Here is a 25,643-nt window from a genome sequence, read left to right as displayed (position 1 = left end):
GAAGTTACATGTGATTCTATCTACGTCGTTCACTCCGTTTTTGACGTGTTAGTATCGGCGTCTTTACTCGTTCCATTGTTGTCCATAGTTTGGTTCTCTTCAATAATACGAATCAGTTTGTTCAGTCGGAAGATCAGGGCTGCCGCCTCGGATCTGCTCAGATGCTGCAAGGGACGGAAGCTGCCGTCTTCGTATCCGGTAAGCATGTACATTCCTGCAAGCTCTTCCACCTCTTCTTTGGCCCAATCGGACACATCCATCTGATCCGTAAACGCACGACGTGAAGTTGCAGGTTCCGGCTTAATTTTGCGAATAACATTCGCAATAATCTTCGATGCCTGTTCCCGGGTTACGAGCGCATGTGGAGCAAATTTACCATTTCCCATGCCATGTACCATTCCACGGCTTACGGCTGCTTCTATTTCTGGAGCAAACCAATCCTGATCGTTCACATCCCGAAAAGCATGCTGATAATCGGCAGATGTGTCCACACCCATTAATCGCACAATTAGTGCTGTGAACTCCGCTCTTGTAATGGGACGCCGCGGTTCAAAGCGGGTATCACTTACACCTTGAATAATGTTTTGCTCGGCCAGCCATATAATCTGATCTTTATTGAATGTTTGGCCAATATCAATGAATTTGACCTCTTTTTTGACTGTTGTTTCCGATTTCTCATTTAGCTCTGGTTGAGACACCCCAGGTTGAGCATCCTCTGGTTTGGAGGAAGGTGATGGTGAAGCAGCTCCACTTCCGCTTGGAGGTGGAGAGGGCAGAGTCACAGCCGTGGCCTGCTGGCTTTCGCTTTTTTCCCCGGCTGAATTTTCAGTCCACAATAGTACATCATAGCGCTGCCCACCCGATAATCCTGTCCAGATGTAGCTTCGATCTTTTCCACGATAAATCTCCCGTCCACTACTAGAAAGCACGATCGTTTCATTCGAAGATTCCAGCTTCCAGTTCAATACAATGCTGCTTGTACTCTGTGCGATTGCTGAAACGGTGAATTCATCGGAGGGCAAAGTCTCGAATTCCGGTACACTGACCGTCTCTCCGTCTCCTGCCTCATTGAAAGGTACAATAGACAAGTTAGGATAGCGCTGGGCACTTTTCAATTCAGTTACATGTATCGACGTTTCCGTTGTTGTCGCAATCAGCTCGTCTCCTTGATAGATGCGGTAGCCTGCTGCTCCAGGAATCATATCCCATACAATATCTGCACCATGCTGAGTGCGTTCTTCCGGTTGAGGTGGAGAAGGGATTTTGCCAGGCAGCGTAATTGCTTTTAGATTGAACCCGGCTTCACTAATACCAGACGCATTTACGGTTTTGATGGTATACACATAATTCACTCCAGGCTCAAGCCCCTTGTCCTCGTAAAAAGGCTCGTCAAAAGACACTCGGCTAATCTCTGCACCGTCACGTTCAATAATGAATTGTTCAGCCCCCTTGACATGGCTCTTTTTGAACTGAAGTTGAATACTCTCCTGTGTCGAACGATATTCCACTTCCTTGGGAGCTTCCGGTTTGGTTAACACCGTATATTCAAGCTTATGAGATGTATCTCCCTGCTCGTTCTCGGTATACAGTTCAATGGAGTAGTTGGTTCCGCCCTGAAGCTGATTCACGATATACTCTTTTTGTTTGCCTCTATACAGCTCCTTACCATCCATTAAGACCACAAATGTTTCGTTGAAGTAAGGGAAAGCCCACTCCAATCTGGCATGATCGGTCTCTGGATATAGCTTCATCTCAACAGAATCAACATGAGGCAGCGTGAAAAATGGAGCAACTACCATGGGACTTCCGTTACCCGCCGTATTGTATGGAACAATCTGTACTTGTTCATATTGGGCTGCGCTGGTAAGTCCATTAAGGGTAACCTCAGTAACTTCACTCTCTGTAATAGTAGTAACTTCGTCATCCGCTATCATTACAATATACCCATCTGCTCCCTGCACCCGTTTCCACTTCATCACTGCCTTCGTCTCTTCAATCACATCTGGATGCAGCGTTTCTGTAATTGTTGCAGGCAGCGTACGCACTTGAATATCAAATCCCGTATCACTATCTCCTGAAGCATTCGAAGTCTTAACCGTATAGGTGTATCTCTCTCCTGGCTTCAAATCCTTGTCTTCATAAGAATTACTTGCCGCCGGAATACGGTCAATTTCAATACCATTCCGCAAAATAATGAATTGATCTGCGCCTCGGGTGGCGCTGCCACTCAGATCCAGCGTTGCCGATTGATCGGTTACGGCAGCGAGACTTGCCGTTTGTGGGGATATGGGCCTGGTCAACAAAAGAACCTGAACAGGAGAAGAACGGTGTCCATCTTCATTCATAACAGTAAGTTCAAACTCATACGTGGTGCCATCCAGTAAACTGGCGAGATGGACCGATGGTTCGGACACAGTCTGTATTTCCCCCGTTGTCTGATTGCGAATTTCATATGCGGCGGCGCCCTTAACTGCTTCCCACGTCACATCAAATGCATGCGTTCCCTTGATTACAGTAATCCCATCTGCGGACAGAGGCAGGGTCTGAGTCGTTATACCATAAGTTAGAGACGCCCCTGTACCACTTGCATTAACCGCACGGATCTTATACGTGTATTTCGTGCCCGGCGACAAATTCTCATCTACGAATCGGGTTTCACTCGCATCCATGCGAGCAATTTCTCGCCCATTGCGTTCAATGATGTATTCATCTGCACCTTTTACCCCTGTTTTGGTGAAATCCAGACTAAGGCTTTTTTCCGACACTTCCAATGCCTGAATTTCAACTGGTTTCTCAGGTAATGTCAGTACGGATACATTCGTCGCTTCGGATGCTGTCCCTTGTCGGTTAACTGCAACTAGTGTGTAGTGATGCATCGTTCCATCCTGAAGTCCTGATATAAAGGCAGTCAGCTCTGTTCCACGGTATATTTCTTTGTTCCCCTGTTGAATTACATACTCCGAAGCACCTGCTACCGAGGACCAGGACATGGTGACTTTATGTACCCCCGGTTCAACAACGATTCCTGAAGGCGGCGCTGGTTTGGATAATCGAATCAAGCTGGCGGACTGACCGGTTCCGGACGCATTCACGGCCTGTACTTCCACGAGATACTCCATGCCTGGCACCAATTCTCCAACCGTATAGGCAAGTCCCGAAGTTCGACCCGCTTCCGTCCCATTAATTTTTACGATATAGGACTCGGCCGTATTTACAGGTTCCCATTCCACCCCAATGCTTGTTTCATCCGTACGCGTGACCGTGAGTCCTTCAGGTCTGGTTGGTAAAGTAAGCAGTTCACCGCTTGTGGCTGCACCATAACCGGCAGCATTTCCGGCCTCCACCTGATACGTATAACGGCGGCTGCCTGATAACTGTTGCACTTCAAGCCGTGTATCTGATATTTCATAACTCTGTCCATCAAGAACAACCCGGTACTTCGTGGCTCCAGGTACTGCATCCCATCGGAGTGTTGCTCCTGTTTCAGTCGGCTGAACAAAGTGAAGACCCGAAGGACTCTCGGGAAGTGTCGTTCCAGATGTTCGACTCGCTTGACCTTGCCCACTTCCATTACCTGCCTGAACCTCCAACTGATACATCACTCCCGCAGTCAATCCCGTGATGACCCATTCATGCGTTCCCGCAGGTAATGTCTCCCTTTTCTCTCCATTCACAAAGACTTCGTATTGCTCTGCACCTCTTACCGGATTCCAACTTAGACGCAGGCTCGTAGTAGTAGCATTATCTATACTCAAGCTTTCAACGGACCCGGGCAATGTCACCAGCTTCTGCAAACTAGCTACTGGACCTTCTCCTGTCTCATTTGCAGCCAGCAATTCATAGCTGTACTCTGTACCACTATCCAGACCTGTGTCCACAAACTCCGTTTCCAATCCTTCGTACACTCCTGATTCACTGCGCAAAAGGCTGTAATACGTGGCTGAAGTTACCGTCTCCCATGCCAGAGAGATCTCATGCTCCCGAATCTGAACGGCCGCAAATTCACCAGGTGCCGCAGGCAATGTCAGGAATCCGGCCCTGCTACTTTCTCCCGCACCACTCTCATTCAGCGCGGTGACCGAAATCGTATGAATGCTTCCCGGGATTAGATTGGTAATGTACGGAATGCTGGAAGAATCGGAGAATGTTTGATCATAAACGATTCTCCCATCCGAAGTCGCAGCCATGATGCGGTATGCAGTAGCCCCTTGAACCGAATCGAAATGCACTTCTGCCAGCTCAGGCTGGGAATCCACTTTTCGAACTTGTAATGATCCCGGTGCGGCTGGAATCGTCAGTGCACGGACAATTACTGCATCACTTAAGCCAGCATGATTTCGAGCCCTTACTTCATACTCATAGACTTGACCACCACTTAGGGAATGATCATTGAGCGTATGTTTGGGATAATCTACTGTCCACGACTGGCCTGTCGTATGGTTAATAATTTCGTATTGATACCCGTCGGTATACCATTCTCCTGTCGGCAAATCCCACGTAAGTTCTGCTGAGGTCTCATTAATCTGTATAATGCTCACATTTCCAGGTTGCTGTGGTTTGCGCTGGATCTGATAAGGCGCTGATACCGTCTCGTATGTATTTCCTGCCCTGTCCATTGTTTTGGCATGGATGTACCAAATGCCTTCCGATTCGATTGAAACAATGTGCTCATTGGTATGAGCTTCATTCCAGTTGTCAGGTGATGTGGTACTGTTGGTCACTCTATACCATCGCGAATTCTCATTGATACCTGAATCAGAATCAGCATATTGCACTGTAGCCGTTATATCCGTGTCGCTCCAACCCTGTCCATTCGGTGGAAATGTAATCGTTGGAGCAACCTGATCGACATGAGCCATACGGCTAACCTCCTGGCTAACGTTTCCGACAGCATCTCGCGCTCTGGCTCGAATTACCGTGGGTCCGTTTGAACTCACTGTACCTGAGTTTCCTACAATATACGGGGCGCCATTCAAACTATATTCATACGATATGGCATGCTCATCTACGCTGCCAGCAATCGTAAATTGTACAGCTTCCTTGCTCCAGCCGGACTGACTCAATGTAATAACTGGCTCTGTTGGAGCGGTCTTATCCAATCGAATGAATGCTTTCGCTACAGTACTTACATTTCCTACCCGATCAAGCGAGCGTGCATACAGTGTGGTTTGTCCTTCCTTGGTTACCTTCACTTCTCCGGTGTAATCGATCCAGGGCCCTTGTTCGTTTAGACGATATTGGCTTTTGGCAAGCCCGCTGCCTGTATCTTCACCGCTCGTTATTTCAAAAGACACATCCTGATTCGTCCATTCATCGTCACTGAGCGTAATTTTAGGCTCCTCAGGACCTGTCTTGTCGATCCGGGCAGTAGCTGAAGTTGACGCACTGACGTTTGAGGCCCGATCTACACTTCGAGCCTGGATCTCGGTTACTCCTTCCGTATGGATGGGAAAAGGCTCTCGATAATCGGTCCAAGTCCCTTCACCTCCTAACCTATATTGTGTAAGCCCCACTCCACTTGCTTCATCCGTACCTGCAGTTAACGTTACCGTCACTGCCGAATTGGTCCATTCCGGAGGATTCAACGAAAGGACTGGAGGTGTTGGAGCTGTACGGTCCACCCGTGCTGTGGCAGACGCTTCCTGTCCTGTATTGCCAAATGTATCTATACTACGTGCAACAATGAGTGTGTTTCCTTCAGAAGCAACCTTAAAAGGAACTGTGTACTCCTGCCATTCTCCTCCGATCCCCAGCTTGTACTGTGTCTTCTGCACACCGCTTAAGGCATCCGTGCCTGCTGTAATCGTAACCAGCACATCTTCCTTGGTCCAAGAGGAAGGATTAACCACTATAGAGGGAGCGGTGGGACCAGTCGAATCCTTCGTGATCTGACCCGCTGAGGTAAAAGGAGTCTGTATGCCTTCTCCATTCAGTGCTGCTACATATACGTCATACAATCCGTCTGCAAGTCCAGTTAATGCGAGTTCAGTACGAGTTGATGAGGTGGTACCGGATTGAAGTACTTGTCCGACCGAGTTACGTATTTCCGTTTTGTAGTTCGTTCCCGCAGGATTGTCATTGTTATTCCAACTCGCCGTAACGGAGTTACCCGACTGGCTCACAGCTGCCTCATTAGGTGTATTTGCCAGTGTAAATTTGCTAGCTGGACTTGAATATCCCGTATAAGAACCAACCGCATTTTTGGCGCGCACGGCAAAGGAATATGATGTATTCGGTGTAAGTCCGGTCACTTGCCGACTATTTGATATACCTGTATTAAAGATCTGATTCGTCGTTACATTTTTCAGTTCATACGTCACGGAAGCATCATTCGCCTTTTTGTCCCAGTTCACCGTCAGATTATTAGGATTAACCGATGTAAATGTCGGTGTTCCCGGAACAACGAAACTTTTCACCGTGAAGTTCACGGTGCCCGCTGAAGATACCCCACCCTTGTCATCCATAACCCACACCTGCAGCGTATGTGCGCCATCTGCGAGTGTATCCGGCAATGTGTAATTCGTATTAAACGACTGATTGGAACCTGTAGCTGTCATCTGTGTCAAAATGTTCTCCGACCCGCCGTCGATTGACCATTTGACGGTCAGAAGATCTCCCACATCCGTATCCCGGGTTGTACCGGAAATTTGAAGCTGTTCCCCTTTATAATAGGTCTGACCCGAGGAGGGGGCTGATAGTGCAAACGAGGGCGGTGCATTTTTGGGACCAATTCCTACAATCGTCGAAAATTTGCGTGACGCCTCGTTGGCGGTTACTTTTCCGTTCCACCAGAATTGCGCAGCGGTATCCGTCGCCGTCACCGTCTGTCCTGGCGTAAAGGAAGAGGGTGAAGAACCACCTGTTAGCTGCGCACTGTCCGGGCTACTATACTGCCCCATGAAAATACGATCCGCATCCACAACATTATACGTATTGGCATAAAAAGCCGTCACCTGAACGCCACCGCTGTAATTGCGCCAGCCGTTCTCAATCACTTCAAACGGAGAAGCATCGTTACCATTCACCATCGTATCCCAGTAGAATGTGCCTCCCAGATTTAGTGTAGAGCCGCTGCGGTTAACAGCCTCCAGCTCCACCTTCATATACCCTCCCTGAGATGTGGCATTAACGATGGACACTCGCAAAATATACTCCACATTGTCTTTTTGCCTGGACATTTCGATTACGTTGTTATTGATTCGATAATAATTGAGAGGCAATGACTTAAAATTAACAGGCGTTCCGTTATGATCAATAATGGTGGATACATTCCCGGTATCGCCACCGTAGAATACGTTGGTGTCTGGAAGCAACACAATTCTATATTTGCCATCACTATTCATCTCCACCTTCACCTTGGAGGATTGAACAGCCTTCATGCTGGCCGTATCGGATACAATACTGATGCTCTCCATAGCTTCAGCCATAACGGCCGTGGAACTCCATTCGACCAACAAGGCTTGGGGAGACAGCAATGCAAATGCCAGTACCACTTTGGTGAGCTGCTCGGCTTGTTTTTTAATAGATTTTCGCGATTTCTTCAACGTCTGCTCTCCTTTTCTGCACACCAAAAAAGGAGGCACCCCAACAAAGGAACAAAGTCCTCTGTTGGGGTGCCTCCCCTAACAAGTGTCATTTTTTCTTGATTATAACGATTCGAATAACGAAAGTAAATACTTAGGAATGCTGAAAATATTTTCATTCACGAATGAATGATTATAACGTATGGCTCAGAAACCACTTGTACAACTCTGGGTTATCATACGTTTCTGTCCAGGCATCATGGTCACCTTCAGGGTATATCGTGAGCTTCACATCCGCGTTCAGTGCTTCGAGTGCATGAACAATCTTCTCAGATTCAGAGACATAAACGATGTCATCCTTGGCGCCATGAAATGCCCAGACGGGTATATTACGCAATTCTTCCGCTTTGGATGGATCCGCTCCTCCACATACAGGAGCTAATGCTGCAAATGTATTCGGGTAAAACAGCGGCAGATCCCATGTACCATATCCACCCATACTCATACCAGTAAGATACACCCGCTGCGGGTCAGCTGCTTCGGTTTCCAACACATGTTCCAGAAGAGCCATAACAGCTTCGCGATGCATACCCCAGAATTCATCTACCGGGCACTGCGGTGAAATTACGATAAAAGGGAAACTTTTGTCCTGCTCGGCAATAAGGGGAACCCCGTGTGCTTTAATCTTTTCCAGGTCATTCCCTCGTTCCCCAGCACCATGAAGAAACATAATGACAGGCCACTTTTCATTATTGGAAAGCGGCTCCTCCCTCTCAGGAATGTGCAGCAGATAGTCCAATGTAACGGTTTTGGTGATTTCTTTTACCAGCCGATGGCCGCTCTGGGACATAAGCTCGCCTCATTTCTCATCTCTAATTTTCAGCAATGCTTCGTCCAGCACTCCGACCACTTTATCACACCAAGCATCAAACTCGGGATCTTCGGTCTGCAATTCAGAATGTGCAAGAATGTATTCTATGGTGCTCCGGATTCCTTGATCAGCCCTGATCGTTGCCACAAATTCCGGAACCAGTCTCTTTAATTTACTGTTATCAAATACCACCGTGTTCGCCTTATCCCCCAGCAAACCGCCTCGAAGATCCTGATCACTGCACGCCGCCAAAAACTCGGAAGACACATGAACCGCATGAAGCTTGACGCCAAGCACTCCTGCAATAATCTCATAGATCTGATTCCAGGTTACCGACTCGTCCGAGGTAATATGTACCGATTCACCAATGGCGTGGATATTGCCCATAAGGCCAATGAACCCTTTGGCAAAATCACGGTTATGCGTTATGGTCCAGAGTGATGTGCCGTCTCCATGAATGAGTACCGGTTTATTTTCACGCATGCGCTTAAGGACCTGCCAGCTGCCTTGGGCTCCGTGCACACCGAGGGGAACAGATCGTTCACTATACGTATGGCTTGGACGTACAATAGTCACCGGAAAACCTTCTTCACGATACTGTTTCATCAGATAGTCTTCACAAGCTATCTTGTTACGTGAATATTCCCAATACGGATTGGATAATGGCGTTCCCTCGGTGATTCGATAATCAGCAAGTGGTGTCTGATAAGCAGATGCCGAACTGATAAATATAAACTGCTTCGTTTTGTCCTTGAACAAACGGTAATCTCTCTCCAACTGTGAAGGTACAAATGCGATAAAGTCTGCGACAACATCGAACTCCAGGTCGGCAATCAGCTCTGCAACCCGTGCTTCATCGTTAATATCGGCTTGCAGCACTTTGATTTGCGCAGGCAAATTATCGTTTTGATTTCCCCGGTTGATCAAATAAAGTTCACAGCCTTGCTTGGCAAGCTGATCGGTAATTGCTGTACTGATGGTACCTGTTCCTCCAATAAAAAGCGCTTTCATATTTGCCCACCTCCAGATGAATTTGATCACTAGTCCATGATATCACGCACACCAAAGAGGAGCAATTAACGAATCTTTGCTCCTCACCATTATATGACCTTGATCGTTCCATAGATCATGTACATACCGCAGTGAATTTCATATTCACCAGGTTGGACATCCTTGTCTAAAGTATAGTAGTTGTTTCCTTTTTGCATGTAAAGATCCATGCCGAGCTTGTCAGCCGCTACTGATTTCACGTGTGTAACTTGCCGGGTAAGAATAAAATTGATTTTGGTGGGGACCCCGGATTTAACTTCAATAACATCTGGTTCAAAACCGTCATTACTTACGTTAACATCAATAACTTCATATCCCTTCAAATCCTCCGGCGTCTCGGCTTTGGCCGTTACGGCACTTCCTGAACCGGGTGACATGTCCTTGCCCATAAAATACACCATAAAAGATCCTAGCAGTACAACTACGGTAATTCCCAGCGTAAGCCAAGGCCAGGTTTTGCTAATCCAGCTTTTCATCTCAACGCTCCTCTTTCTATGTTCCCATTCTCTTGCAACTCTTCTTCAGCATACCCCATCCGGTTAAAAATGAAAATGACTCATATGGGCCATATTGACTGGGCGTCACTGAGTTAAATGTAATCATAAAAAAGAGCCTGCGTTATTCAGGCTCTTACTCTTTCAGCTATAGCTATGATCGTTATAACTCTATCTTATTCCCCACTCAGGAATATAGGGGTGTATTTCGACTTCGTTTCATCCGTAACTTATAGATCTCTGGCAGCGCTACACCAATCAGCACCACGATAACCCCAATCCATTGCAATGGGCTCACATGCTCGTGAAGCACGATGGATGAGAGCAGCACCGCGATTGGGAGTTCAACCGCACCAAGAATGCCGGCCATGTCCCCACCAATATGAGGGACACCTACTGCGAACAGTACTGGCGGGATAAAAGCTCCGAAGAATCCAAGCAACAATCCGAAAACAAGCAGCTGGCTCCAAATTAATCCGTTAAACAGGAACGTCGGCGGGAACAGGATACACAGCAAGACCAGACCCCCAGTGACCATCCAGGCACTGCGAAAAGCCGGATGTGCCGATGGAACCGCTTTACCACTAAACAGTACAAACAGCGAGTAACTTACAGCCGCCATCAACCCAAGCGCTATGCCCAAGCCGTTAAACTCCCCGAGTCCCTGTTCCAGGAAACCTGCTGCCAGCAATGTTCCGCCGAACAGGATAATCAACGTCAAGAAGGTTACTTTGTCAGGACGCTGACGTTTGCTAACAGCCTGAATCAATACGCTAATCCAAGTGAATTGAAACAAAAGAATAATGGCCAGGGATGCAGGAATGTACCGCAAAGACTGATAATAGACAAGGCCGGTAATGACCGTCGGTGTGCCTGCAGCCATCAATATTAAACGCTGCTTCCACGTTAATTTCTGTAACGCTTTTGCCACAGCTGCTGATGGTTTTCCATCTGCCTGTGATTTCCGTTTCATTCTAAACTTCGAGTATAATGCCAGCATCCAGGACAGAATGAAGCCCGTGATCAGCTGTGTACCCACAACCTCTCCGAGTTTGTACCCTTCGCCGTAAGCCAGAACCACAATAGTGGATAATATGCCATAGCTCATCGCTCCTGCGAGAACGGACAGATAATATTTCATGTTAGATAAACCTCCTGATGATCGAAAAATGCGTCCGCATGTTTGATCCATGCCAAGGTCACAGACTCCAAACAAATGCAAAAAATCCTAACTACGAGCAAGGGATACAATGATTCCCTGGCATCGTAGTTAGGAAGTATAGGCTTCCTGTAGAGACCCTCGCCCTGTGTACACTTTCGGCCTGCGAGGTTATACGAGATGAAATATGCATTTGTTGTTTGCGATTCGTATGTGACGACTTTTCATATATTACATGGCAGGTGAGGGGGTGTCAACCCTGATTCACAATTTAAATTTTTCTAATTCAAATTCAAACTAAATGAATTGCGTAATTACGTCATTTCGCAGATGAAGAATCCCATGTTAACGTTTGCTGCAATCCTTCTTTGAGTCCATTTAAATCCAATCCATCCACTGAAAAAGCCTCTCGGATCAAAGGAGGAGCCACGAATTCATCATATTTACCAAGATACGGTGCTTCATCTTCTGAAAGCAACGTAGATGCGTCTTCGGCTGTTCGACATTCGCTCATGATCTCGGCCAAAAGTGTGCGACCATCCACCTTGCCTGACACGACAAAATAATAAGGCTCCATCGGTACAACAGAACGCAAGGCAAGCTTGTCAGACAAGTTGTGCTTCATTAAACGCTCCAGTGTGCGGAAAGACTTGCTTCCTACCCAGGGCAATACATACAGGGAATCTCCACCAGCTGGGATGACCACCTGTTTCAGTAATCCACTTTCACGTGCAAGTCGACGAGCACGTTCCAAGCGATTTACCGCTTGAGGGGAAAGATAGGGATATATCACCGTGTCTGACAGTACTTCACGCATTTTCTGGACGACCGTCGTATGAATGTCCCCACCCGCTCCAAGCCATAATGTATCCACCTTGCCTTTGGCCGCCTTTACATACACGGATTTATGCTTGTGGTCCACCTCTTCCACTTTCCACAGTTTGCCTGCAAGCGAGAAGCAATAACCTGGGGGTGGCACCGTTGTAATGGAGCCTATCTCTTCGGAACCGTTCAGCACTTTGTGCTCTTCATCATCTTTGAACACCGCGTAAAAGCGATAGTTATTCACGGTTTTCTCACCGGTAAGCCCGATGATTAATGTCCGATCTTCCGTCCACTGCAGATGATCTGTCTCAATCAGATAATTTAGAAAAAGCTGATATTGCTCTGCACGAATGTGCGCGAATGGTGCGAGTGAAAGCATGGCTTCAGCCAATTCTTTCGGTTCAGCCTCCCCCATGCTTTTCAGCATGCTCATCGTCTGATGATAGAGCACACCCATCGGCATTTTACGAGCTTCAAGCGGTTCAACCCATTTGGTCTTTACATACAATTCAATAACAGCAATGGCCCGCATCAGTGTCCATGGCATACGAGCAGGCAATTGAGCTTCCTCATCCTCTTCTTCCGGACATACAAAAAGCATCTCGGAAGCCATATCCTCACGCCTGCCTGATCGTCCAAGACGCTGAACAAAGCTTGATGCACTATAAGGCGCGCCAAGCTGCACAACCCGCTCCAGTTCACCAAGGTCTATACCCAGTTCCAGTGTTACGGTAGCCGCAGCTACTGCTGGCCCTGCTCCGGTTCGCAGGGCAGCTTCTGTTTCTTCTCGCAGCATAGCGGAAATGCTCCCGTGATGAACATGAAAAACATCCCGCTCCTGTCTCCGTGCGGCGACACGCCGCATCTCAAGTATGGTGACTTCGGCATCCGTCCGGCTGTTAGTAAAAATCAACGCTTTTTTACGATGTGTACTTTCATAGATAAAGTCGTAATAGACTTTACGTGCATTATGCAGATGCTCCGCCTGTTCTTCATCCCGCGCATCAGGAAACGAAAAATGCTCTACCCGCAGACGCAGCTTGCGACCACCGGGAGAAGCGACCACATCGACACCCTGCCCTGTTCCGGCAGCAAGCCAGGCTGTAGCTGCATCATAATCACTCAGTGTCGCAGACAGTCCCACTCTTCGCGGTTTACATCCTGCCATGCGCTCAATTCGGGCCAGTTCACTCAATACCTGAATGCCTCGATCCGCCCCCATGAAAGAATGAACCTCGTCAATAATGACATACCGCAGATCATGAAATAGTGCTGGAATGGCATTGGGACGATTCATCAGCAAACCTTCCAGCGATTCAGGGGTAATCTGAAGCACACCAGAGGGACTTCGCATAAGACGTGTTTTCTCTGCCTGAGGTACATCCCCATGCCAGTGCCATACCGGGATACTCCCCTCGGACAACAAGTCCTTTAGTCGCTCGAATTGGTCATTAATCAGTGCCTTAAGCGGCCCAATGTACAAGATGCCGACGGATTTGGAGGGCCGTTCATGCAGCTCGGTCAGCGCAGGAAAAAAAGCCGCCTCCGTCTTGCCGGAGGCTGTACCTGCCGCAATCAGCATATGATGCGGAGTGTGAAAGCAAATATTACAAGCTTCAATCTGGGCAGGCCGAAGCGATTCCCATCTTTTTTTATAAATAAATTCCTGTACAAAAGGAGCCAGTCGATAGAAAGGGTTCTCACTCATAATTCAAACTCCGCCAGAAAATCATCCAGATCATCGCCAGATGCTGAAGAATCTGTTGCTTTTCCCGCTTCCGATGGTTTGGCTCGCTCTCCAAGCAATTGAATATAGGTTACTTCGGGATTCTGATGGAGCGTATGCAGCACATCCATAAAGTCCCGTACCACTTCACGTGTGGTCAGTAGCTCATCCGCACCGAGTCGGTTCACAGCTATTTGCATAAAATCAACTAAATCCTCATCCGTCAGACTTGCACTGTATCCAAAATGCAAGGCATGAATCTGACGCAGCTTCTGCAGCAGTATCAAAATCTCTTCATGGGACAACATCGAAAGTTTCAGGATAGGTCCGGTATAATTCGCATATTCCCTTGCTGCATAGCGACCATCAATGAGTCTGGAGCGAAGTGCTTCGTAACTGAAAAGTCCTCGCCGTTCATCCTCCACAAATTGTGGTGTGCCGCCTACAAAAATGCCAAGGTGTTCTGCTTTGCCCTGCATCGTATCATTAAACATGGTAAGCAGCTTCTCATAGTTGCTTTGCCGGGAAATGCTGTTTGTAATTTTGTACAGATTTACCGCTTCATCAATGAACAGCAGTAGTCCTTTATATCCGATCCGTGCCGTAAATTCGGACCACAATTTGAAGTAGTCATACCAGTTATCATCGTCAATGATGACGCCGACAGCCAGCTCTTTTTTGGCTTCTGTCTTCGTCGAAAATTCCCCTCTTAACCAACGAAGTGCCGCCTGTTTGCGGTCATCATCCGCCAATTTATACCCGTTCCAGTACGAAGCCAGCACCTTGGCAAAATCGAATCCATGCACCAAATTTTGCATTTCGTTCGTCACCGCATAGATCTGCTTCTCCACCTCAGCGGGAAGTGCGGGATCATCCGGGCGCAAGCCCTGGCTCTGCATCGCTTGCTGCTGAAGACCTGCGATCCACTTCTGCAACATTGATTCCAGTGCCCCGCCATCCGGGCGTGTACGAGTGGACAGGCGAGTCATCAGCTCACGGTATGTTGCAAGCCCCTGACCTTTGGTTCCCACCAGTCTGCGCTCAGGTGACAAGTCGGCGTCCGCCACAACGAATTCCCGGTCCATCGCATAGTTACGAATCATCTGCAACAGAAAGCTTTTCCCGCTCCCGTACCTTCCTGTAATCAGCTTAAAGGCTGCCCCGCCTTCTGCAATGTTGTCCATATCCCGCAAGATCGCGTCCACTTCAGACTTCCGGCCAACAGCAATCTGCTCCAGTCCGATTCGTGGCACAACGCCCGCTGTCAACGAATTCACTAGTGCGGTAGTCAGCCGCTTTGGTATTTTAAGTTCTGCCACTGCCCAATCACCTCTTCACATGTTCAAACACATTCATATAATCCGATACCATCCGATCGCCTTCAATCAAAAGGTCACCAATCGTTTCCATGGCTATATCATTAATTTCATCCAACAGGAGTGCAGGCATCGTACCGTATTGCTCTGCCACTTGCATCAGCTCCGTATCCGGATTATCTCCAAGCAGGGCATGAATTGTCCTTACATGCCTTGGAGAAAGCTGCTTCGAGAAAAATTTCCATTCTTCATCCAGATTAGCTGAAACGGTTTCTTCCCATTGAAGGGTTAATGACTCCGAATCTCCGCTTCCTTGTCTTCGGTCAGAATTAATTTTCTTCTCGACGTCAGCCTCCAGTTGGTTAGATCGCTTAGCATCTTCTCCTTCAGCTTTATCCACTGAGTTCTGAATGATCATAGGGCCTTGACTGCCCTTATTCTGTTCATTCTCTGCCAAGGTTCCCAACCCATCAGATCTGTTACTCACATCGGTCGCATGGTTTGTATCCCTATCTTCAGTCACATGCTCTTCCTCAATCATGAGTGCTCTCCGCACATATTCGCTTTCCTGCTGCAGCGAAGCAAGTTTCTCTGTATCAATTCGGACTATCGGTTGCTCTACTTCTGGCATTTGCTCGATGGCAAAGACCTTGTCCAGGTAACGTTCAATCACGTCCGCAAGCTCAGGTTCAAGGGTCTTTCCGCGGAGCCGCCCTCTGAAACCGAGCAGTTCACGGCATTTATTTTCCGTGCATCGAAAAACCCGGGTTACAAACTGGACAAAATCTGCATGCTCTCCAATCGGAACATATGACATTCGAACCGATTTTCCATAAATCGAGTCGTCATATACGGCTTTTCGAAACAGCGTGCGTTCCATAGTCCTTTCACGATTCAGCTGAAACTGATCCAGTATGCCTGCCTTGCGTGTACGCAGCAGATAGGTATCCACCAAAGCCATAACTCGGGGAATGTATTGTTCCAGAACTTGCTTGCCGCCATCCCTGTAAAATTTGCTAAGCGTAATGTCATAGTCATAGTATCTCTGTAACAGCTTCAATGAGATATCTGATACATTGCCGTTTAACAGCCGCTTCAATTCCATGTCGAGAATCTCCGGTGGCAAATACCCGCTCGAAAGCTCCACCATCTCGGATAATGATATGTTCAACTCATGTACCAAGCCATAATCAATGATCCACTCCTGCATATATACATCCAACTGCGGGAGCCGTTCACGATAGTTCATCCATAGCTGTTTTAATTGGTCGTAACCTTCCTGGGGTTCCTGCCAACCAATTCCGTTAATCAATTCATAAATATGAACAAACAGATAGGACAGATCCGTATCAGGGAAACGTCCTTGCCGGACTTCCGTCCTCCAATACATATACCACTTTCGCTGGGGTTCGTTCATTACACCATAGGTCGGCCAATAACTCATGAATGGAATCCAGGGAGCCTGCTCGCCTTTCACTTCCATGAGCTGCCTTGCTTCCTCGACAAACCTTTTCTCCGAAGACAATATGCCGCCAGGCAATCTTATATCAAAATCAGCACGGACAATCGTTGAACGATCAGGAACCGGGACTGCCGCTGTGATGGGCTCTTCGCTCAGATCTATCTCCATAAATTCCAGTTGTCTTGAATCCTCTTTCATTGAATTCCGTTTCACCGTCCTCTACGTGTGAATGCGAACAAGTGTATCCATATTGAACATTATAACACTTGTCCTTTGCCTGCGGTGATGAAAATAATACTTTCCTTTTGAGCAGAAAAAAAGAAAGACATTCAAACTGATATCCAGTTTAAACCCCTTCCCTCTTTACCATTTAGCTGTATTCTTTACAGCAAGACCTGGTACAACTTCGTGTCAAACCACGATAGCCCGATTTTTCCCACCACTCTTGGCTTGAGCAAGGGCCTGACTGGCTTTTTCCATTAGATCCGACATCATCAGCGTCTCTTCGGGAACCATTACTGCACCGCCAACGCTAACAGTGACTACTTCACTTGGACTGGACAGATCCCTCTGAATTTGAAGTGCAAGCACATGTTGTCTAATTTCTTCGGCAAGCTCCGCTGAACGTTCCGAGGTCGCACTCTTCAGTTTCATCATGAAGGTTCCTCCCCCAAGACGTGAAATGACGGCATTATTTTGTTCACTAACAACCGTAAGTACATCTCCAATCCATTGCAGGCACAGATCGCCGCCTTGAAGTCCATAAGATGCATTATATGAACGGAAATCATCGATATCAATAATAAATAGACCCAAACTGCATTTCTCCTGCAAACATTCGTCCCAATCATCCTGAAGCTGGGATTTGAATATCGTCTGAAGCGGCATATCTGTTAACGGATCTGTGTTGAGATAGTTCTGGAGCTGACTGGTTGTCTCCGTATAATAATCCTGATCATGATGGGAGGTTCCACTGTTCAGAAGGACCATCACTGAAGGTTTGCCTGCATGCGTAACAGAAGCCAGTGTAATCTCTAGCAGCAAAGACGTGCCCGTTGCTGTGGTGAAGTACGCCTGGTTGGTAAACAAACGAGTATTATTGAGCTTCAGCTCCTCCAGATTTTGCTGCAAAATCGTTCTTGTCTTGTCAGGCACAAACCCTCTAAAGTCCTTGCCGGTGAGATTTTTGGAGTTTTCATAGCCAAGCAGTTCAGCTGCCCTGTTATTGCAATAAATAATGAATCCATCCGTCAACGTAAAAAAGGCCACCGGGGAAAACTCCATCAACTGCAAGTAGCGCTGCTCATTTTGCCGCAAAACACGTGCATTCTGTAAAGATTGTTCCTCCGCCTGAGCCAGCTGGTTCTCCGTTTGACGGCGCACAATGCTTTTGAGCAATGGCAGCACATTCAGTTCCTTCGTTGTCCATGGGTAAGAAGTAGACTGAACGACCTCTCTCCATTTTTCAAAGGATTTCCGGGGAGACAAACGCATGCCATCATCGGTTTTGATCACTGCTTTGGCCGGATCCCCTGCCCAATCTACAAGCTGAACCACTTCAGGACGGAACCAGATGATAAAGTGATGCTGCCCAGGGGATATGGCAACATACACAATACCTGATGCTTTTTCCTTGTAAGCTTTAGCAGGATCATATTCCAAACTCAGTTTGGAGGTGTGATAACTGTAATCTTCCGACTTGCCTGCCAACCATGCCGCCAGTTCCCGCACTTGCTCTCTTGCTGGCGTATCGCCATATAACAACAGCTTGTCCTGATAGCAGATCGCAGCTCCCGAAGCATCCATCAGGCTCAGTAAGGTCTGCTCTTCACCCTGCAGCTCTTCAATAATTCTCGCTGGACTTGTATTGCCAATAAAGATATTTGCAACTTGGGTAGCTGCTTCACGTGACCTGATCTCAGCCTGATAGTCATCTAACTGCTGACGTTGGAACAGTTCACTTGAGAAGAAGGAGCCCAGGAAGTTACACAAGTTCCGAACACGATGAGGTATATATCTGGCTGAATTATGATGACATGTAATCAGGCCCCACAGTTGATTGTCATGAATCAGGGAAATGGTTACGGTTGCGCCTACCCCCATGTTTTGCAAATACTCAATATGTAACGGGGATACACTGCGCAGAACCGACAAGCTCAGATTAAGCGGTTTGCCCGTCAAAGGTTGCAGCAAGGGAACAATCTCCACAGGCTGATAATTCACGTTCACAATGGTGCGCAACCAATTGCGAAGGTATAACTCGCGCGCCTGTTTGGGAATATCAGACGCGGGGTAATGGTGTCCGAGAAACGGTTCGAGATCTTTCTCGCGTGCTTCTGCCATGACCTTCCCATTCCATTGTTCGTCAAATTCATAGATCATGACCCGGTCATAGCCGAGCATTTCTTTCACTTGTTCTGCTGCAATCTGACTCGCTTCCACCCGATTGTCCGTACTCTTAATGCGGCTGAAGAATCTGGAAATCCACTCAAAATCATTACCTTCCATGTTCCCTTTTTCATAAGAAGGCTCCAGCTCCAGAATCAACAAGCCTTCACTTTCATGAATGACAGAAGTGAAGACCTTAGCCTTTCCAGATACGTTGATCGTGAGATCCATATATTGCAGGTCTGATGTTACAGATGCACTGAAGTTGCATGCCAGCACCTGCCTGATATTATCCTTGCCAATCAGATGCTCAAGTGGCAGACCAATCACTTCCTGCACAGTAAGACCGAGATGTTCTTCTGTATTTTGGCTGCATTGTACAATCGTCGGGATATTGTTGGTGGTCACAGCCAAGAGCACACCATGAGGTTGAATGAAGCCGGGGATATGAATGGGTTCTTTGTCGCAATTGTTTAAATCAATTGGATCATTGGTGTACGTACCCTGATTGAGCAATGTACGGTTAAGCATATTATTTTCTTTCCTGGATTTCGATTCGGGCATAGCCTGAAAAATCCCCTCTCATGATGTGATAACTCTTATTTCAACTTATAAATGATCTGTATTTGTATTAATCCATTGATCGAGTAATCGGAACGTTTCCGAAGCCGTGTGCACCATAATATCGTGATCTTCTTCCGCTGTGATGGATTGACGCAGCAGCTCCGTGAACTCTGCCCATCTCGTTCTGGTTTCCGTACCATAGGCATTAAAATATTCCAGCCCCCGATCTGCTTCAATCGGCAGGAACTGTGACAAGCGCTTCGTCATGATCTGACCTCCGTTCGTAGATCCTTCAATGACGTATAGATAGCCAAACAACCTTGCTGGAGTCGAGATATCCGGAAGCTCCTTACATAAAGGAAGCTGGCTGATTTCTTCTTCACTGGCGCCCAGATTTCGCAGGTCATTTTCAAGTAAATTCGTTTTTCCTCTAATCTCGAAATCCAGTCCCGTACTTTCCCAGAAAGGCTGCTGTACAGCCTGATCTTCCAATGGTTTCAGGAACCCGTAGAATTTCTCCAGATATGTCTTGTAATCTTCCAAGCTAACGGTTTGATTCATAATAGCCTTGGCATAATCGTTCTGTTCCACTTGTCTGTGATAATGAGCTGTCTCACTCTTCAGACGTTCCATAATCGTACTGGCTGTCATGTAATCATCGCCCTTCTATGTCGGATCTCTTCATCAGAATTAAAACGTATACTTAACTAAATGTTCAGTGCAGGTTTGAATGGATACTTCATTTAATCTAGATAAAGACTCTATGTAAGTATACTTTCTCTTGTAAGAGAAAACTATATGAATCAGGTAGATACTGCTGTTCATCCCTCAAAATGATACACTGTTTGCATACCTGTCATTGGAGGAATGATACATATGAGTATAACCATTCAACATGTTATAAACCATCTCACAGCCAAAGTTAATCTACCAGAAAACACCGTGGATCACCTAATTACGGGCTCTCCCAACCAGACGGTCACAGGCATCTTTGTAACTTTTATGCCTACACAACATGTGATTGAGCAAGCTATACAACGCGGTGCCAACCTGATCATCGCTCATGAGCCTCCCTTCTATAATCATCATAGTCATAACGATTGGCTGACTGATGATCCGGTCTATGAAACCAAGAGAAAACTAATCGAAAACGGTGGAATTGCAATCTATCGCTGCCATGATGCAATTCACCGCTTTCAACCGGATGGCATTACGGAAGGATTGATTCATTCATTAGGATGGTCCTCTTATGTGGTACAGCGTAAACCGGAAGCGGACCTTCTATCCTTTCCAGAAGGTATGACAGTTCAGTTTATTGCGGAACATATTAAACGTTCGCTTGGGATCACATATGTACGCCTAGCTGGTGATCCAAAGATGGCATGCAGACGCGCAGCGGTGCTTGTAGGTTTTCGAGGCAACGGCAATCTGACCATTCCTCTTCTTGGGCAGGAAGATCTTGATCTCATTATTGCAGGTGAAGGATTCGAATGGGAGACACCGGAGTACATACGTGATGCCGTGCAGCAAGGAAAACAAAAGGCTCTTCTTATGATCGGCCATGCCGAGAGTGAGGCTTCGGGAATGAAGCTTCTGTCTGATAGATTGGCTGCGGCTTTCCCGGAATTGGCTGTTCATTTTATAGGTGAGCAACCGTTATATCAAGTACTTTGATTTTCAGAATAACGCTCTAAACAGGATTCCGTGTGGATTTTGCGGAGCCTTTGTTGTACTCTAAATGCTATAACTTCTGAGCTGAGGACATTTGTCCTTGGCTTTTCGAGTGGATATATCATTTAATAGAAATCGAAGAAGTAATGACGCGACAAGGAGAGTACAACCATGAGAGGAATTATTTTTGCACTATTAGGCGGTGCATGCATTACCCTGCAAGGGGTTGCCAATACCCGAATCAGTACGGACATAGGAACGTGGCAAGCCGCAACCATTACACAGCTCACCGGGTTCATACTGGCGGCTCTGATCCTGGTATTTGTACGTGACATCAACCTGCAAGGATTGAAGCAAGTGAAGCCCATGTACCTGGCGGGGGGCGCATTTGGGGCAGTGATTATTTTCAGCGAAGTCACGGCAATCCAGCAAATCGGAGTAACCTTTACGATCTCAGCCCTGTTGATTGCACAGCTGTTCCTGACCTTTCTGGTCGACAGTAACGGATGGTTCGGCGTCGTGAAGCAAAAAATGAAACTACCGCAGTTTCTGGGTATAGCATTAATGGTAACGGGCGTCATTATTATGAAACTGTAGCTGGTGTCGAGTATATAGTCGGGGGTGAAATACATTATGGAAGAATACCAGAATGAGCATCAATTATTGCACTATTTGAAGCAGTATCAACTCGAATCGGTATTTCACGAGCCCCTGCGTACGCATATGACGTTATGCCATTTCGAGAAGTGCGAATTGATCTGCCGTGAAGGCGAAACTTCCGAATATTTATACGTGCTGGTCGAGGGGAAAATCAAAATCTTCACGACCTCACCACAGGATAAAACACTCGTTCTTTGTTTCAAAACACCACTTGAAGTCGTTGGTGATGTCGAGTACGTTCGGGAGAGCGACATCGTGAACACCGTACAAGCGGTCTCACCTGTCGTGATGCTGCGTATTCATTATCAATGGTTAGCTGAACTCGCCAGCGATTACGCACCCCTGTTGAAATTTCTGCTCAAAATTATTTCTCACAAGTTTTATATTGATTCGAACTTCTCCAACTTCAACCTGATGTATCCCGTTGAGGTTCGATTAGCCAGCTACCTGCTCTCCATCTCTACAGAAGAAGCGGGGGCCGTTGTCCACGAAGAGCTGGACGCTTTCAATTTGACAGATATCGCAAATCTCATCGGCACAAGTTATCGGCATTTGAATCGGGTGATTCAGAAACTGTGTGCGGATGGATTAATTATCCGGGATCAGGGATTTATTATGGTCAAAGATCGAGCGGGTCTGGCAGAAGTGGCGGGTCATAACATCTATGAATAAGGAGATCTATATCCTATGATTATTACAGGTATTTTGCTTGCGTTACTGGCAGGCTCTCTTGTCAGTCTGCAGACCATCTTTAATAGTAAAGTAAATGAACGTACCGGCTCGTGGTCCACAACAACGATGGTGCTTTTCACCGGGTTTATTGCATCGTTTCTGATTTCTTTGGTGGTGGAGGGGAAAAATACGTTCAGCTTCCAGCACATGCAGCCCTGGTATTGGCTTAGCGGAGCCATCGGTGTTGGGGTGGTCTTCTGTCTCGTACAGGGAATGAAGCTGCTCGGTCCTACCTTTGCCATCTCTATCGTACTCACCTCCCAGTTAAGTTTTGCCCTGCTGTTTGATTCCATGGGTTGGCTTGGACTGGAGCAAATTCCATTCTCGTGGAACCAGCTTCTCGGGGTTCTGGTCATCGTGGGCGGTATCTTGTTGTTCAAGTTTGGCGGCAGCAAGTCTGCAAAATCGAAAAAATCTCCTGGTGCGTTGCAATCCGACTCCTAGAAGAACAATAAAAAGAGTGTCTGTCCAATCCCGTTGATTGGCCAGACACTCTTTTTGGCAATTGATACAAGTAAGTATCGTTAATTCACATTAAACGAACTCTACGTTATGGTACACCTGCTGCACATCTTCAAGGTCTTCAAGCGCATCGATCAGCTTCTCGAACTGGGCTTGAGCGTCCTCTGGAAGTTCAATATGGTTTTGCGCCAGCATCGTCAGCTCGGCTACGGTAAACTCGGTAACGCCAGCAGCTTTGAACGCCTCCTGTACCGCATGGAATTGGTCTGGCTCAGCGTATACGATAACCGATTCATCTTCGTCCACGATATCACGTACATCCACATCCGCTTCAAGCAGTAGCTCAAGCACTTCTTCTGAAGTTTTGCCTTCAACCCCGATTACCGCGGTAGGATCAAACATATACGCAACTGAACCACTCACACCCATATTACCCGCGTTTTTGTTAAATGCGGAGCGCACTTCCGGTGCAGTACGATTCACATTATTGGTGAGGGCATCCACGATGACCATGGCACCATTAGGCCCGAATCCTTCATAACGCAATTCTTCATAATTCTCGTCCCCGCTGCCTTTTGCCTTTTCCATGGCGCGATCAATAATGGCTTTGGGTACGTTATACGTCTTGGCACGTTCCAGCACGACTTTCAGTGCGCGGTTCGCTTCCGGGTCCGGTTCGCCCTTCTTGGCAGCTACATAAATCTCAACGCCGAATTTGGCATAGACCCGGCTAGTATTTGCATCTTTTGAAGCTTTTTTTTCTTTAATATTATTCCACTTACGACCCATATCGTTTCCGCTCACTTTCAACATATAATCTGCTTTCTACCTAGTCATTATATCTTGTTGAGCGTACTTCAACAAGTTTAGACTCACGAAATAATGGTAAAAGGCAAGTCAATTCCACCTTGCCACGTTTAGAAATCCCAAAAGAAAACGACCCAAAAACGCCAAAGAAGCATTTCCATAAGGAATGCTTCTCTTCACGAATTCAACTAATTAAGCATGAAATTGCTGACCATCCAGCACTTCAGGCACATAACCGGCACGAATGACGAAATCTCCAAAATGCTCACCATCATTGCGCTCTCTGGCATATTGATTCACCATTGGAGTCAAAGTTTCCAAAATTTCGGTTTCGCCAATATTTTCTTTGTACAATTTGTTCAAACGATGCCCTGTAAAACTTCCGCCAAGATACATATTGTATTTCCCCGGAGCTTTGCCGATGAACGAAATCTCAGCCAGCATTGGTCTAGCGCAGCCGTTCGGGCAACCCGTCATACGAATGACAATTTCTTCGTCTCTCAGTCCCGCTTCGTCCAGTACAGGCTCCAGCTTGTCGATCAGGGAAGGCAGATAACGTTCGGATTCTGCCATGGCAAGACCACAAGTCGGAAGCGCCACACAAGCCATAGAACTTCTCCGGAGCGCAGAGTAATGAGCGCCATCGGTAAGATTGTATTGCTGAATCAGCGCTTCAATCTTTTTCTTCTTCTGGCTGCTAACATTACCAATAATCAGGTTTTGGTTAGCTGTCAGACGGAAATCTCCAGTATGAACCTTGGCAATTTCACGCAGACCCGTCATGAGCGGATAACCGTCCACATCCTTCACTCGTCCATTCTGAATGAACAAGGTGTAATGCCATCTGCCATTGCTGCCTTTCACCCAGCCATAACGATCTCCATTATGATCAAAATGGAACTCGCGCGCCGCATCCAGCTTCCAGCCGAGACGACTGGTCAATTCCTCCACGAACCAGGCCAGGCCGCGGTCATCGATTGTATATTTAAACCGGGCATGTTTACGGACTGCACGATCCCCATAATCCCGCTGAATCATAACCGTCTTCTCCGCGACATCAATCATTTGCTCTGGTGTACAGAAACCAATGACTTTGGACACCTGAGGATAAGTCTTCGGATCACCGTGAGACATGCCCATACCACCGCCGACTGAAACGTTAAAGCCTTGCAGCATGCCGTTCTCCACAATCGCGATAAAGCCCAGATCCTGTGAAAATACATCGACATCATTGGATGGAGGAACGGCAATTCCGATTTTGAACTTACGCGGCAAATACACTTTGCCATAAATCGGTTCCACTTCTTCATCCGAATCCTGTGAATCAATAATTTTCTCCCCATCCAGCCACAGCTCGTGGTAAGCACGGGTACGCGGGTCAAGATGATTGCTCACCTGGCATGCCCATTCATATACTTCAGCATGAATATCCGATTGATCCGGATTCGGGTTGCACATCACGTTCCGGTTGACGTCGCCACACGCAGCAAGGGTGCTGAGTAACGAATCATTCACTTCACGAATGGTATTTTTGAGGTCCCATTTGAGAACACCATGCAGTTGAAATGACTGGCGTGTCGTCAGACGAATCGTCTCATTCGCATATTTATGCGCAACGCGATCCATCATCAGCCATTGTTCGGGTGTAACAACCCCTCCGGAAGCACGCACACGCAGCATGAATTGGTAAGCAGGCTCCAGCTTGGATTTATTCCGCTCATTACGCAAGTCACGGTCATCTTGCATATAACTTCCGTGATGTTTCATCAGGCGGTTATCGTCCTCGGGAATTGCTCCACTGATTCGATCCGCCAGTGTTTCAGTCAGGCTTCCGCGCAAGTAGTTACTTTTGATCTTTATATCTTCCACATCGCTGTTCGTGCGCTGCGGGTTAAGTAAGTTATTATAAGCCATGCTGCTTTCTCCTCTCGTA

The 25,643-nt window shown here is 47.1% G+C and carries 16 protein-coding genes and 1 riboswitch; of the genes, 4 read left to right on the top strand and 12 right to left on the bottom strand.

Annotated elements, in window-relative coordinates:
• Positions 1-29: 29 nt before the first annotated feature.
• From QP794_RS12235 to QP794_RS12190, 10 genes are all read right to left on the bottom strand, one after another.
• Positions 30-7,544: a fibronectin type III domain-containing protein gene (locus tag QP794_RS12235; protein WP_285076849.1), complete on the bottom strand. Its 7,515-nt coding sequence runs from the start codon at positions 7,542-7,544 to the stop codon at positions 30-32.
• A 172-nt stretch (positions 7,545-7,716) separates the two neighbouring features.
• Positions 7,717-8,373 carry a carboxylesterase family protein gene (locus tag QP794_RS12230; RefSeq protein ID WP_285076848.1) on the bottom strand — a complete coding sequence of 219 codons (657 nt, stop codon included), beginning with the start codon at positions 8,371-8,373 and terminating at the stop codon, positions 7,717-7,719.
• 9 nt (positions 8,374-8,382) lie between these two features.
• Positions 8,383-9,405 carry an SDR family oxidoreductase gene (locus tag QP794_RS12225; RefSeq protein ID WP_285076846.1) on the bottom strand — a complete coding sequence of 341 codons (1,023 nt, stop codon included), beginning with the start codon at positions 9,403-9,405 and terminating at the stop codon, positions 8,383-8,385.
• Between the two features lie 89 nt (positions 9,406-9,494).
• Positions 9,495-9,920, bottom strand: coding sequence for a cupredoxin domain-containing protein (locus tag QP794_RS12220; protein WP_285076845.1), 426 nt, complete (start codon positions 9,918-9,920; stop codon positions 9,495-9,497).
• 205 nt (positions 9,921-10,125) lie between these two features.
• Positions 10,126-11,079: an EamA family transporter gene (locus QP794_RS12215; RefSeq protein WP_285076843.1), complete on the bottom strand. Its 954-nt coding sequence runs from the start codon at positions 11,077-11,079 to the stop codon at positions 10,126-10,128.
• Positions 11,080-11,185: 106 nt separating this feature from the next.
• A riboswitch (purine riboswitch) is annotated at positions 11,186-11,296 on the bottom strand.
• 120 nt (positions 11,297-11,416) lie between these two features.
• Positions 11,417-13,630, bottom strand: a complete 2,214-nt coding sequence (locus QP794_RS12210; protein ID WP_285076842.1) for a DEAD/DEAH box helicase — start codon at positions 13,628-13,630, stop codon at positions 11,417-11,419.
• The gene (locus QP794_RS12205) at positions 13,627-14,967 is read right to left on the bottom strand and encodes an ATP-binding protein (protein WP_285076840.1); all 1,341 of its coding nucleotides are present in this window, start codon (positions 14,965-14,967) and stop codon (positions 13,627-13,629) included. Before QP794_RS12205 ends, QP794_RS12210 begins: the two co-directional genes overlap by 4 nt.
• A gap of 7 nt (positions 14,968-14,974) precedes the next feature.
• Positions 14,975-16,639, bottom strand: a complete 1,665-nt coding sequence (locus tag QP794_RS12200) for a TerB N-terminal domain-containing protein (RefSeq protein ID WP_285076838.1) — start codon at positions 16,637-16,639, stop codon at positions 14,975-14,977.
• Positions 16,640-16,837: 198 nt separating this feature from the next.
• Positions 16,838-19,345: a diguanylate cyclase domain-containing protein gene (locus QP794_RS12195; protein ID WP_285076837.1), complete on the bottom strand. Its 2,508-nt coding sequence runs from the start codon at positions 19,343-19,345 to the stop codon at positions 16,838-16,840.
• A gap of 78 nt (positions 19,346-19,423) precedes the next feature.
• Entirely contained in the window at positions 19,424-20,029 is a 606-nt protein-coding gene (locus QP794_RS12190; RefSeq protein ID WP_285076834.1) for a biliverdin-producing heme oxygenase, read from the bottom strand.
• A 225-nt stretch (positions 20,030-20,254) separates the two neighbouring features.
• Between QP794_RS12190 and QP794_RS12185 the strand changes: the two genes are divergently transcribed.
• The 4 genes from QP794_RS12185 (at position 20,255) to QP794_RS12170 (ending at position 22,885) form a co-directional block, all read left to right on the top strand.
• Positions 20,255-21,052 (top strand): Nif3-like dinuclear metal center hexameric protein, encoded by a 798-nt coding sequence (locus QP794_RS12185; protein WP_285076832.1) that lies wholly within the window; start codon positions 20,255-20,257, stop codon positions 21,050-21,052.
• Positions 21,053-21,220: 168 nt separating this feature from the next.
• Entirely contained in the window at positions 21,221-21,646 is a 426-nt protein-coding gene (locus tag QP794_RS12180; protein ID WP_079344274.1) for a DMT family transporter, read from the top strand.
• 36 nt (positions 21,647-21,682) lie between these two features.
• Entirely contained in the window at positions 21,683-22,381 is a 699-nt protein-coding gene (locus QP794_RS12175; RefSeq protein WP_285076829.1) for a Crp/Fnr family transcriptional regulator, read from the top strand.
• A gap of 18 nt (positions 22,382-22,399) precedes the next feature.
• A complete protein-coding gene (locus QP794_RS12170; RefSeq protein ID WP_094936803.1) occupies positions 22,400-22,885 on the top strand; it encodes a DMT family transporter in 486 nt (161 codons plus the stop codon).
• Positions 22,886-22,975: 90 nt separating this feature from the next.
• Here the strand turns inward: QP794_RS12170 and QP794_RS12165 are convergent, their stop codons facing one another.
• Together QP794_RS12165 and cysI are read right to left on the bottom strand one after the other, a co-directional pair.
• The gene (locus QP794_RS12165) at positions 22,976-23,692 is read right to left on the bottom strand and encodes a YebC/PmpR family DNA-binding transcriptional regulator (protein ID WP_024633833.1); all 717 of its coding nucleotides are present in this window, start codon (positions 23,690-23,692) and stop codon (positions 22,976-22,978) included.
• 210 nt (positions 23,693-23,902) lie between these two features.
• Positions 23,903-25,624, bottom strand: coding sequence for an assimilatory sulfite reductase (NADPH) hemoprotein subunit (cysI, locus tag QP794_RS12160; protein WP_285076827.1), 1,722 nt, complete (start codon positions 25,622-25,624; stop codon positions 23,903-23,905).
• Between the last annotated feature and the right edge of the window lie 19 nt (positions 25,625-25,643).

Source organism: Paenibacillus sp. UMB7766-LJ446, from assembly GCF_030226665.1.
GTDB lineage: Bacteria > Bacillota > Bacilli > Paenibacillales > Paenibacillaceae > Paenibacillus > Paenibacillus vandeheii.
This window is presented reverse-complemented; position numbering and strand designations above follow the sequence as displayed.

Bases quoted from the DNA above. Each gene is read 5' to 3' on its own strand.
- QP794_RS12210 (WP_285076842.1), bottom strand. From the start codon at position 13,630: ATGAGTGAGAACCCTTTCTATCGACTGGCTCCTTTTGTACAGGAATTT.
- QP794_RS12220 (WP_285076845.1), bottom strand. From the start codon at position 9,920: ATGAAAAGCTGGATTAGCAAAACCTGGCCTTGGCTTACGCTGGGAATT.
- QP794_RS12180 (WP_079344274.1), top strand. From the start codon at position 21,221: ATGAGAGGAATTATTTTTGCACTATTAGGCGGTGCATGCATTACCCTG.
- QP794_RS12225 (WP_285076846.1), bottom strand. From the start codon at position 9,405: ATGAAAGCGCTTTTTATTGGAGGAACAGGTACCATCAGTACAGCAATT.
- QP794_RS12175 (WP_285076829.1), top strand. From the start codon at position 21,683: ATGGAAGAATACCAGAATGAGCATCAATTATTGCACTATTTGAAGCAG.
- QP794_RS12195 (WP_285076837.1), bottom strand. From the start codon at position 19,345: ATGCTTAACCGTACATTGCTCAATCAGGGTACGTACACCAATGATCCA.
- QP794_RS12230 (WP_285076848.1), bottom strand. From the start codon at position 8,373: ATGTCCCAGAGCGGCCATCGGCTGGTAAAAGAAATCACCAAAACCGTT.
- QP794_RS12165 (WP_024633833.1), bottom strand. From the start codon at position 23,692: ATGGGTCGTAAGTGGAATAATATTAAAGAAAAAAAAGCTTCAAAAGAT.
- QP794_RS12215 (WP_285076843.1), bottom strand. From the start codon at position 11,079: ATGAAATATTATCTGTCCGTTCTCGCAGGAGCGATGAGCTATGGCATA.
- QP794_RS12190 (WP_285076834.1), bottom strand. From the start codon at position 20,029: ATGACAGCCAGTACGATTATGGAACGTCTGAAGAGTGAGACAGCTCAT.
- QP794_RS12185 (WP_285076832.1), top strand. From the start codon at position 20,255: ATGAGTATAACCATTCAACATGTTATAAACCATCTCACAGCCAAAGTT.
- cysI (WP_285076827.1), bottom strand. From the start codon at position 25,624: ATGGCTTATAATAACTTACTTAACCCGCAGCGCACGAACAGCGATGTG.